This is a genomic window from Flavobacterium bizetiae (genome assembly GCF_902804475.1).
GTDB classification, from domain to species: Bacteria; Bacteroidota; Bacteroidia; order Flavobacteriales; family Flavobacteriaceae; genus Flavobacterium; species Flavobacterium bizetiae.
In genome coordinates this window covers 73224-85454 of the sequence record NZ_CADCSU010000068.1, presented here as the reverse complement: position 1 = coordinate 85454, position 12231 = coordinate 73224, and the positions used below count along the sequence as shown (strand labels likewise).

General features: G+C 33.7%; 7 protein-coding genes. 1 reads left to right on the top strand and 6 read right to left on the bottom strand.

Features of this window, described 5'->3' with window-relative positions; all coding sequences use genetic code 11:
* From FLACOL7796_RS24660 to FLACOL7796_RS07830, 3 genes are all read right to left on the bottom strand, one after another.
* A partial coding sequence (locus FLACOL7796_RS24660; RefSeq protein ID WP_232067324.1) for a hypothetical protein occupies window positions 1-185 on the bottom strand: 185 nt, incomplete at its 3' end.
* Window positions 186-202: 17 nt separating this feature from the next.
* Window positions 203-1093 carry an RHS repeat-associated core domain-containing protein gene (locus FLACOL7796_RS07835; RefSeq protein ID WP_262889157.1) on the bottom strand — a complete coding sequence of 297 codons (891 nt, stop codon included), beginning with the start codon at window positions 1091-1093 and terminating at the stop codon, window positions 203-205.
* 78 nt (window positions 1094-1171) lie between these two features.
* Window positions 1172-1849: an IS1 family transposase gene (locus tag FLACOL7796_RS07830; protein WP_173970254.1), complete on the bottom strand. Its 678-nt coding sequence runs from the start codon at window positions 1847-1849 to the stop codon at window positions 1172-1174.
* Window positions 1850-2084: 235 nt separating this feature from the next.
* Between FLACOL7796_RS07830 and FLACOL7796_RS07825 the strand changes: the two genes are divergently transcribed.
* Window positions 2085-2393 (top strand): hypothetical protein, encoded by a 309-nt coding sequence (locus FLACOL7796_RS07825; protein ID WP_173970253.1) that lies wholly within the window; start codon window positions 2085-2087, stop codon window positions 2391-2393.
* 97 nt (window positions 2394-2490) lie between these two features.
* Here FLACOL7796_RS07825 and FLACOL7796_RS07820 read toward each other — a convergent pair whose 3' ends face one another.
* The 3 genes from FLACOL7796_RS07820 to FLACOL7796_RS07810 form a co-directional block, all read right to left on the bottom strand.
* A complete protein-coding gene (locus FLACOL7796_RS07820; RefSeq protein ID WP_173970252.1) occupies window positions 2491-2982 on the bottom strand; it encodes a hypothetical protein in 492 nt (163 codons plus the stop codon).
* 10 nt (window positions 2983-2992) lie between these two features.
* Complete coding sequence (locus FLACOL7796_RS07815; protein WP_173970251.1) at window positions 2993-6523, bottom strand: DUF6443 domain-containing protein; 3531 nt, start codon at window positions 6521-6523, stop codon at window positions 2993-2995.
* Between the two features lie 88 nt (window positions 6524-6611).
* Window positions 6612-12230, bottom strand: a complete 5619-nt coding sequence (locus tag FLACOL7796_RS07810; protein WP_173970250.1) for a DUF5977 domain-containing protein — start codon at window positions 12228-12230, stop codon at window positions 6612-6614.
* Window position 12231 lies beyond the last annotated feature (1 nt).

Here is a 12231-nt window from a genome sequence, read left to right as displayed (position 1 = left end):
ATATAAATTATTTTTTTTCCATTTTCTATTCTTGAAATACTTTTTTTATTGATTTCAAGAACTATGGATGACTGTTTTTTATCTACAGTATTCCACTTTCCAATCAATTCTTCTTTAGTAAAAGTTTTTTTTTGTTGACATGAAAAAAAACTTATTAGAACTAAAAACAACATTTTAAAAGACATATATTTTATTTATTAAGTTAATCTACTTTTTCTCCGTCTTTATCAACTTCCCATTCCCAATCAACATCATTTCTTTTTTTAAGTTTGATATTTATATCATCTCCTTTTTTAGCTTTTCTATTTTTTTCTAATCTCTTGACAATATCATTGATGAATTTTTTTGCTCCTTTATTTCCAGCGTTTTTTCCAGCTATTCCAAAACAACCAAAAGAACCAACTAAACGAGATTTTCCATCTTTTACATATTGACCTCCGACATGAATCATTACTCCTCGAGCTACATTTTCTTCTCCTTTTTTACGCTCAGGGCTTTTATTTTCAACCGCATCAAGTTTATTTGAACCATCAGGATTACGCAAGGCTATTGCTTCTAAATCTGTACCTTCAGGATAACCTAATGCAATTCCAATATAATTTCCATCTCCTTCAGCAGGTTCAAAAGCTGTATTATCGACATTATAAGTATCTTCGTCAAGACCAAAAAATTCTAAAACACCATTTGCTTCATTGACTGGGTCTTTACTATTTAAAACTGGAGCATCTCTCGTAACTTGATATGTTGTAGTTTTACCTGTTACATCATCTGTAACCTTCATTTCATATAATGCAACTTGGACTTGTCTAGGAGCTTCTCCGTTTGTTCCAATAAGTCTGATAGAAGTTGTACCGACTGGTTTGTTACCAATCGTTATGTACACATCTTTACCGTCAGGGTCAACAAAGAGAGTTGGATTATTAGAAGAATAAACATACGGAGATACACCACTGTACTTTTCTGCTTTTTCATCAATTACGTTCCATCTACCTAGCGCTGGGTCATAATTTCTTGCTCCATAGTCGTACATGTTCAGTCCCAGCTCATCCTGCAGTTCTTTCCCATTGTATTTATACTTATAAGGGTTTGCGATTATTTTTACAAGGTTATACCTGTTAAATACAATATGTTAAGAACATGATTTTAAAGCATAAACTTATAGTTTTATCGCTCAAATCCAAAAATAAATCTTTAAAACAGCCGTAAAAATCACTAAACTTTTACTGAAGCAGATTGTACGTCTGTTTAATCTTTTAAGATGAGTCCTGAGCGTCAGATTCTTTCTTTCAATATGGTTTGTACCAAAACGCTTTACAGAATGCATTTTCTCATTAATCAGATATCTGTAATTTTTTAATCTGTCGGTAAATATCTTTTTAGCTTCGGATAGTTTTAAAGTGTCCAGAACTCGGCTTAGAGTTTTGTTGGTTCGTTTGCCAACATTAAAACTCACAACTGTTTTAGAATTCTTTTCCAGAGCATAAACCAGCCAAATATAATTTTTCTTGTGCCTGATATAAGTACACAGCTCATCAACTTCATACGTTTTGCCCTTGCTGATAATTGGCTTGGTAATATTTCGGGCGATAATAACGATTCTTTTTAATAATGTTGTTGTTGATATCTTCAGTATTCTTGCCGTGCTTCTTATTCCTAATCCTTCTTTGGTTAATTGAATTATATTTTGATTTATATCTCCTTTATAAGCTAGATATGCATAATTTTCAACTCTACTTTTCTTGCATGCTCTGCAAATAAATCTCTGACTGCCAGACTTTGTCTTTCCATACTTTATCATCTTTTGAATATCACCAACACATCTGCAACACCTAGTCTGGTTTGACTCCATTTTTTTCGATTTAAGGCACTATAAAATAAAAAAACAGCTCAAAGGCTGTCTTAATTTTTATGCTATATTACTATAAATATCTGATTTTCTGTAAATGTTAGAGGTAATAATTAACCACCAACACATCTGATACATTACCAAAAACGATGATACAACAACTAGTGCTAATGAGTTTGAAATAACTGCATCACCAAAGGTAAAAGGAAAGACTTCTGATATCTTAGAAATATTTAGTTTGACAATCAGGACAACTGATAATGTCTTAGTTGCAAATAAAACATACAATTTATACACAAAAAACACCTATTACTTTTTACCTCTAAATGACTCTTCACTTTGTTATAAAGAAGTAAGTCTTTGGGATACAGACGAAACATCTGGAACAATAAAAATCACTAGTTTTGATGGAAAAACCTTAAAAGGGGAATTCAATATTAGTAACTTAACCAATGATAATGGTTTTCCATTAGGTTACTGTGACGGTACTAAAATAGTAGAAAAAAGATTCAATATCACAACAGGTACATTTACGGCTATTCCCTAAACATGTAGCAACTCTATAAAACCAAAAAGCCACTCCGTAATGAAGTGGCTTATTTTGTTTCGTGGGTGTGAAGTCAAAGACGTTAGTAAAGTCTTTCTTAAGAACTCTTCGCAGTAATCTTATATGTACCACTTCCATCAAAGTCATTTTCGGAATTTGCTAAGACTAATGCAGTATCTGCCGACTTAAACTTTGAAACTATTTGTTTCCAATACTTTTCATTTATTAATTCATTTTCTGAATCAACTAAATCTTCATAATTGAAATCTTTTAAAAATTCTACTAATATATCTTCTGCAATAAAGACTATTAATCCTGTATCCGTCGAAAAAAAAGAGAAATCTTCTAAAACAACTTCATCATAATCTACTTTTATAATTTGATTTATATCAAAAGTACTCTCATTTGGTTTATATAGTGCAAAAGGTGTATCTGTATAAGGAAAAACTTCGATTCTAATATCCTTCGGCAAAATATTAGCTTTTAAGAATTCATTTTTTATCTCAGTCAAATACAGAGAATCAATAACATAATATTGCTTATTAATACTCAATTCTAACGGTTCATTATTAGTAGATATTTTTTTCATTTTAATATTTTTATTTATATGGAACATATCGTGAATGTTCTAATCCGTGTTTTTGTAACATCGATTCTGCTTGGTAAAATATCTGAGATGGTGTTGCACTTGGATTTGCTGTAATAAATTCAGCCCATTGTTGATTCCATTTCCCTTGACCATGCAAAGATTTTAAGTGATTTTTTCCACTCATTTGAATTGTGTAATCATCTATATTTTTAATCCCTCGACTAGCAAACCATTTTCTAAACTGCTGAGAAAGGACATGATGATTATGAAGCTTTCCTGCTTTAAGCAAACCAGTTAATGCTCTTACAGAAGTTGATGGTTTTACTTTGCCTTTTGTTACTACAGCAAAAGCTAAAGCGGTTGTTGGAGAATCACCTCCAATTTCAGAAAACAGTTCTGTAAAAAAAGCTTCCCAAGCACCAGTTAAGTCATAAGCTCCACCGACCGCATAAGTTACACCTAATGCTCTTTTAGGCTGGCTTGTTATACCATAACCAGATAAATCAAACATAATCTTATCACCAACATTATAATTTTGACCAGGTTTTTCAAAACCTATTAAAGGTAAACTCTCAGTAGAATCACCTACTTTCCAACCAAAATCAGCTAAATAAATACTTGGGTCTCCATCGTCACGATGTTCAACAACTTTACCATTTCTAACAATAGTTGAAGAAATTGCTTCTTTAAATCCTTCAGGAGCAAGTCCACTAGAATCTGAAAAATATATCGGGTTATTATTTGAAAAACTATATGGAGAAAATTCAAAAAAACTTTCTGCAAGTGCATCCATATTTCCCCATCTTCCAATATCTGGCATGTAGTTTCGAGCTTCCATGTCATACCAATTCAGCTGAACACCGCCAATACTCTCATCTTGTAATTCTTTTCCGCTGAACTTATACTTATTATTAGTTGGCAAATAATCATTATATCCTTCATGTTTCAAACCAAAAGGATAATAATTATTCTCTTCGATAATTTCAAGAACCTGGGTTACTGGATTTTTAGCATAACTCACTCGTACATTCCCTAAATGATCTTTGTACTGAAATACATAGGATAAAACTCCACTATCATTTTTCACATACCCTTCTGCCGTTGGGAAAAACTCTAAAACATTGTCTTTGTACTGAAAACCTCCCAGATAATTGGTATTGGTTACAACACTGTTATCTGTTACAATTTTCTCTAGTTTTTGTCCCGCTGCGTTGTAAATGTACTCAATAGTTCCAGTTGTTCCAAATGTAATTTTCTTAGGTAAATTAAGATGGTTATACTCTATTTTGGTGATGTTTTTGTTTTCATCTTTTACAAGATTTCCATTATTATCATAGTCATAATCATCTGTTGCATCATTAAAGCCACTACTGTCATCTTTAAATCCCCTTGGTTGATTCGATGTATCTGTTACTTTCATCAATTGATTAGAATTGTCTTTATAGAAATAACCTAAATTATCCATAGGATCTGCATAAGGATCACTTAACACACCTGCCATATACATACGCTGTAATCTAGTGATATTTCCATTTTTATCATAATCCATATTCTCACCAAAATAATTTTTATTATCAGTCTGGCTTGGGGTTTGATAGGTGGCGTCTTGTAAACGATTTAATTTATCGTACAAATAGCCATATCTTCTAATTACACCCGTAAAATCTGAACCTGTAATCCATGCAGTTTCAGCAATATTTCCATTATAAAGTTTTGCGGCATAATTTGGATTAGCCTCTACTTTGTCATAATTTATTTTAAAAGCAAATAAATCCTTTGGATCACTACTGTCTTCCAGATTATCTATATTATTGATCCCGGTAAGCCAGCCTCTGATATTATAAGTAAAATCAACTTTTTGTCTTGCATTACCAATAGTGTCACCTACATTTTTACTTTCTAATTGCCCCAATTCATCATATTTGTTTGCTGCCAAAAGCTGAACAGTTCCACCATTAATTTGATGCGTGTGAGTAAGTAAACGATCTTGGGCAGAATAAGTGAACTCTTCTCGTACAATAAGCTTAGTATCGCCTGACGTTCTTTTATGTTCGGTAATGGTAAAAAGTGCTTTTCCTGTAAAGTCCAGTTTACTGTCTGTAATGGTATAACCGTTAAAATGATTTTGTATTCTTGTGCGTATTGGCCGGCCATTGTCATCGTATATTGTACTTGTAGTTTCTCCCAACTTAGCTAAAGCTGTTGTTAATACTCTTGTCCAGCTTCCTGTAGCCAAACCTTTTGCATTAACTAAAACATCCTGCCCCTCGATCTTTGCAGGTATAGATGGTGGATTGGGATAGGCGTAATTATCATAATAATTAACCGTTAGGAGTCTAAAATTGATAGGTTCAATAGTATTGCTGTAATATGCAGGAATTTCATCAATAGTACCAAAAGATTGTTTGGTTTCGAACAAAACAGTTGCCAGGTTTTGGGCATCCTGTAATGATTTTCGTATTACTGAATTCGATGATTGATTATACCAACCCGTATAAATCGGTCGGCTAAAAGCATCATATTTGGTAATGATCCAGCCCTCTGCATTCTCATCTTTAAAAGGCGAAAATGCAGGACCAGTAGCCACGGGGCGATCCAGTTTATCATAAACAATAAATTCCCATTGTTTTCCGGGTAATTTTTTCTCGACCAAACGATTGCGATTATCATATTTATATTGATAACATAAACCATCTAAGACTTCATCATTAATCCCTCCGGTTACTTTTGGTGGCAATACATAGGTCAGGTTACCGTAAATATCGTATACATAATACGTATCGTGTTTTTCTCCTGAATCGTAAGTTCGCTTAAGAATTACCTGTCCTTCTTTGTTTTTAAATTCTACCGTAGAACCTGAAGATTCACTTGGATTTGCTGCCGAATTTTCATCAAAAGTTACAGTTTTATATAATTCATTTTCGGCATATGTTCCGTCGTCTGAAAAACTAATTTCATACAATCCCTGACCCGCCTGCCACGTTGTAATGGCTTTATATAATTTTACGCCATCGGCTGATTTATTGGTTTGGTAATCGAGTTTGATTTCATGACCACTCCCCATAGCCCAGGAAGTTCCCGGAGCTGCTTGTTTTAAAACCCGGTTTAAAGGGGAAAGCTCATATTGTTTTTGCGAAAAAGGATTGGCGGTATTCTCATATTTATCTGAACTGTAAAACCCTTGCACAGCAGTTATTGCAGCAGTGGGATCTATCTTTGGGTAGCTGTTACCGCCATTAGCGGAGGCATAAGGCAAAAATTCTTTTACTTGTCTCCCAAAAGGATCATATTCCATTGGAGTTATAATATCCTGTCCTTGTGCTCCCTGACCAATAGCAATGGTTTGTATGGGGCGGCCTAATCCGTCGAAATAAGTTATATTTTGACTCTTCTCTTCTTTTGTTAAGGAATCAAAATTTCCAGACTGAACTTTCTTTTTTGGCGCAACCGTATATAAGAAATTGTCATCGCTAAAAGTCTGGGCCTGTAAGCCCATTCCTTTAAACAAAAACAAAATCAAGACTAGTATATATTTTTTCATGTATTTTTTTTTAATAAAGTATCTTTTATCAACTTTTGATCTAACTATTGCCTGAAAACTAATATGGGTTGTATTATTTCATTTAATTCTAATCTAACATATCAGTTGCAATACAATCTATTGTTATCACTTCTGAACCCACTTTTGTAAATGTTGCTGAAGTTATAGCATTACCAATTTTATTAGGACCATACAAATACAATGTACCCCTAACAGAACTGGTAATTGTTATACTTTTATAATATGTCTTTGATGCATTGACTTCTACATAAAAGCTATCTCCTGTTCCTAATGTACCATTATATGAACCAGGTGAATCTGCTGATAAATATCTCGAACCATTTTTATACATAGCACTACTTCCTGATACTCCACTAAAATTCAAGGTACAAGCATTTATTATAGCTATTGAAGTTGTCGTCATTGGTACGACAGCACTTAAATCGCTACTTCCTGTAGCATTAACTGCTAAAACCTGAATATTATAAGTTGTTAAAGGTGTTAACTCATACAATGAACTTGTATTAGTTGACGATGTTACACCGGTATATACCCCATTTTTGTATATTTTATAACTTGCAGCGCCTACAACTGCATTCCATGAAAGATCTAATGATGTTGCTGTGGCTTTAATTAAAGTTAATCCTGTAGGTGATGCAGGCAGTGGCATAATACAAATTCCTGTCGCAATAGCATTATCCCATCCCTCTATATTAAATTTACTATTCCCTTTACTATCAGCATCTGCTTGTGAAATAGTCGAAGTAACCGCTCCGGCTGCCTGACTAAAAGGAACAGTCGATCCATATGTTCCCACAGGACAGTTGTTCTTGGTAAATGAACCGCTTCTGGCAATGCTATAAAAGGTACAATAACCATTGGCATTCGCATTGGCCAAACCTTCATTTTGGAATTTAGTCCACGCCTGAGCATCAACATCTGCCTGAGACGTTTTCAATGTAACTGCTCCAGTCGGTAAACTATAACCAACAAAAGATCCAACTCCTCCTGCTGCACAATTATTTTTTTGAAAAGCATCACTTAAAGGGGCACTCTGAAATGTACAATCTCCATAGGCATTAGCATTAGCTATACCTTCATTTTGAAATCTAGTCCAAGCCTGAGCATCAACATCAGCCTGTGAAGTTTTTAGTGTTACAGCCCCCGTTGGTAAACTATAACCAACAAAAGATCCAACTCCTCCAGCTGTACAGTTATTTTTTTGAAAAGAATTACTTAAAGGAGCACTCTGAAATGTACAGTCTCCATAGACATTAGCATTGGCTAAACCTTCATTTTGGAATTTATTCCAGGCCTGAGCATCAACATCAGCCTGAGACGTTTTTAATGTAACTGATCCAATAGGTAAACTGTAATTTACATAAGAGCCCTCCCCGCCAACTGTACAATTATTTTTTCTAAAAGTACCACTTAAAGCAGCACTCTGAAATGTACAATCTCCATAAGCATTGGCATTAGCTAAACCTTCATTTTGGAATTTATTCCAGGCCTGAGCATCGACATCAGCCTGAGACGTTTTTAAGGTAACTGCTCCGACAGGTAAACTATAATTTACATAAGATCCCAATCCGCCAATTGTACAATTATTTTTTTGAAATGCCTGATTAGCTATAGCTGCGCTCTGAAATGTACAGTCTCCATAAACATTAGCATATGCTATACCTTCGTTTTGAAACCTGGTCCATGCCTGGGCATCAACATCAGCCTGAGAAGTTTTTAGAGTAATTGTTCCAGCAGCTAAAGTATAAAGGACATAAGACCCTACTCCTCCCACTGTACAATTATTTTTTTGAAAAGTATCGCTTAAACGAGCACTTGCAAAAGTACAATCTCCGTATGCATTGGCATTCGCCAAACCTTCGGTTTGAAATTTAGTCCAGGCCTGAGCATCAACATCTGCCTGAGAGGTTTTTAAGGTAATTGCCCCAGCAGGTAAACTATAATTTACATAAGAACCTACCCCGCCAACTGTACAATTATTTTTTTGAAATGCCTGACTAGCTATAGCTGCGCTCTGAAATGTACAGTCTCCGTAAGCATTAGCATTAGCCAAACCTTCACTTTGAAATTTAGTCCAGGCTTGAGCGTCAACATCCGCCTGAGAGGTTGTTAAAGTAACTGCTCCGCTAGCTAAGCTATAATTTACATAAGACCCCACTCCGCCAACTGTACAATTATTTTTTTGGAAAGAGCCAATTAAAGGAGCACTCCTAAAAATACATTCGCCATTGGCATTGGCAAAATTTTGTCCGTCTGTATTGAATTTATCTAATCCTTTTGAATCAGCGTCAGCCTGTGAAATAGTCGAAGAAGAAACTCCTTCTGCCTGACTATAAACTACAGTCGAGCCTGATCCTCCTGAAGAACAGTTGTTTCTCGTAAACGAACCACTTCTGGCACTACTTTTATACAAAATTACCGTTGTCGAACTATTATCATTGCAATCTATTTGTTGCCCTTTGTAATTGTAACAATATTTTTGAAGTACATTCAAATCTTTGTCTTTCACAAATTTTAATCTGCCAAAAGTATTATATTCATAATAAGATCCTATTCCTTTAGGATCTGTTACACTGGTAACCCCTACTAAAGGATTATACGTATAGGTAGATATAAAAGCATCTGGTAAACTGTTTCGAAATGCATTTAAATCATCTCTTAGTTTTTGCTCACTACAACTTTTTGACATACAATTATCAATATCTTCGTTAGATCGAGTTTGTAAGGCAGTTATTGTTCCCGAAGGAATAAGGTTATAGGCAAGATTTTCTATCTTAGCAATAGGTTGTGTTTTATTATACCCCCAGATAATTGATACCGGAATACCACTCTCTAAGGTATACTGCAAAATATTTCCCTTCTCATCGTACTGATCATAGGTGATTTTTTTATCCTGACTTAAATCCACAGAACTTGCTCCCTTATTAACACCAATATATCGAGGTAATAATAAATTATTTGTTACACCACTTTGCTCATAGATCGTTTTTTGCTCGGATACTTTTGTTCCTCCTCTTAAGGTTTGTGTATCCAGCACTGCACCGATCATATTTTTAGCAATTAGCTCATTACGTAAAGGCTCAGATGCCATTTCCGGATCTTGCGGATAAAAATATTTAGTTTCAATTTCTTCTCCTGTAGAAGTCGTTGTGATTTGTGAACTTAATTTTTTATGAAGAGGATTGTTATACTTATATGTGGTTGTAGTAGTTACAGGATTTAAACCTTCTACATCATTTTGGGTATTTTTTTCTGATTCTAAATAAGACCAATAAGAATTAGTGGTATATTTAGCAATATTCAAATGTTCAATAGCTTTAAGACTAGGTGGATCATAGAAAATGACAGGATTAAATTTAAAATCATATGCTAGTCCTACAACCTCCTTATTATATTCTTCTTTTAATTTATAGGTATTTTCTACTATATTTAAATCTATTAACTTATTGGTTGAAATTATTTTTTTAAAAATTATTTTTTTATATAATAGCCCATTATCCCAACTTGAGTTAGTCCAGGGCGCTGAATTAATTGTATTATTGATACAAGAACTAGGTTTGGTATCTGATGAAGCATGATAAAAAAATTCTTCACCTCCATTTTCATAATTAGCACCATGGCTTACAGTTACATTTCTGTACGTTGTCGAGTTATTGCCATTTGATCTGTACAATTGATATATGCTATTTGGATGTAAGGTTGTAACATGAGTTATACCTACATTATAAAATGGTGACGGGCCATCTGCTGAACAAACCGTATTAATTGAAGTATTCATAAATAAATTCATTTCTACTCCCTCAACACCTGATGATATATTGGGTGTTTCTCTAGGTCCATAATAGTAATATTTTATATCAGCTTTATTAAAATCAGCGTCAAAAGTCTTTATTTCTTCAATCCTTAATCCTCCTACTGCTATATTACCAATAGACTCAATACCTCCACCTGTGCAATAACTAAAAATAACTCGTGCTGTTGTTTTTATAGCCGGATTATAAACAACCGAAATCTTGTATTTAGTATCGGCTAAAAATTTATATGACTTAATTTTTGGTTTATTAAACTCACTAACATAAAAAGGAGGTATTATTTCCGGATTCGTTAAATTCTCAATTGTAACTTCAATATATTCTTCTCCAACTGGAAAAATATCATTACCAGAATTATATCCATCAGAAATGATAGTTGCTTCTATTTCTGCTGTATACTCTTTCTTATTTTCAAACTCAAATGAATCGTGGAGTACTTCAGAACCATATCCCGGATTTAAAAGTCTAATAGTTTTTCCCGCAATTTCAAGGGGACTTGTAATAGTGCCTATTACTGTATTTGATTCGTATGTGAATTCATTAGACCCTTTTGTAGGATAAACAATTTTTTTTAAAATTCCCTTTTTCGCAAAATCACTATAAGCTCGTTTATCACCAATAGACATTTTCTTAACGGCATTGATCATTACGCTGTTTAATGAATACAAATCACTATGAATATCCGGATCTGGGTAAATACCTCCTTTACCATTATAAAAACCCCATAAATCTTTGCTACCAGATAATCGCTCTGGTAATCTTTCAGGATCTTCATATTCAAAACTATATTTTTTTGAAGTATCTTTAAAAATACATTCACTTAGAAAAATCCTTTTGTTGTTAGGGAATAAATAATTAAATATTGTATTCTCAATGTTATTTTGCTTGCTGTCAGTTACTTGATATCCTTTAATTAAAAAGTTACCAATCATATTTGGATGAGCGATATGCTGAAAAGTTAGCGTACCAAATATAGAATCATTACTACTTATACTTTCAATCATTTTTCCCATTACTGATAAGATGTTTACACTCTTTTGTTCCCAAAGATTAACATTAGGCCCACTGGGACATTTGGTTTGCTCACTTATTTTTACAGGAAGTGAAAAACTAATATTTGAAGTAAAGCTGTAATTGGTATCCTTATAGGTAAAATTGATCACATCACCTGACGGGTGAATTACTTTACTTAGATACCAGCCTGTTAAAACACTACTTGGCGCATCAGTATTCTCCCAGATACTATATTCTTTATCAAAAAAATAATATTCAACTCCATCATCAGTAGTTATTCTAAAACCTTTTTTAAGATCGATTTCCACTCGTTCAATCTTTAAATTATTTTGTGGTACCAAAACAACTTTATTATTCTTATCAAAAACAAATTGTCCGGAATGACCATTGAAATTATAAGAGTACAAATCTGGTTGAGTATCATTGAATTGATTAGCAACCATGTATGAGACAAAACTACCGGAGAGACAATCATCCTCATTAATTGGAGTAGACCTTTCTTCATCAGGTTTTCCTCTTACTACTCTATTAATAATTCCTCCTGCATTTAAATTCCATCCAAGTCCCACATTTGTCTCCATCTGGTCTACTTGTATCCCATTCGAATTATATCCAAGGCTAATAGGAATTGAAAGATTTCTAGTTTTATAAGTATACAATGGCACACTAATATTAGGTGTACCTGTAAAAGTACCAACATCTGTTTGTCCGTATCTACCCAATTCATAGGCTGTGGGAGAAGGCGGTATAATTTTGGGATTAAACGAATTTTCACTTTGACTGTAAACTTCAAATGAAAATAGCAGAAAAACTAAAAAAAATATTATTCTTATATGATGCATGCTTTTATTTTCTATCATT

Coding starts and splice junctions, on each gene's coding strand:
- FLACOL7796_RS07815 (WP_173970251.1), bottom strand. CDS start 6,523: ATGAAAAAATATATACTAGTCTTGATTTTGTTTTTGTTTAAAGGAATG.
- FLACOL7796_RS07820 (WP_173970252.1), bottom strand. CDS start 2,982: ATGAAAAAAATATCTACTAATAATGAACCGTTAGAATTGAGTATTAAT.
- FLACOL7796_RS07830 (WP_173970254.1), bottom strand. CDS start 1,849: ATGGAGTCAAACCAGACTAGGTGTTGCAGATGTGTTGGTGATATTCAA.
- FLACOL7796_RS07810 (WP_173970250.1), bottom strand. CDS start 12,230: ATGATAGAAAATAAAAGCATGCATCATATAAGAATAATATTTTTTTTA.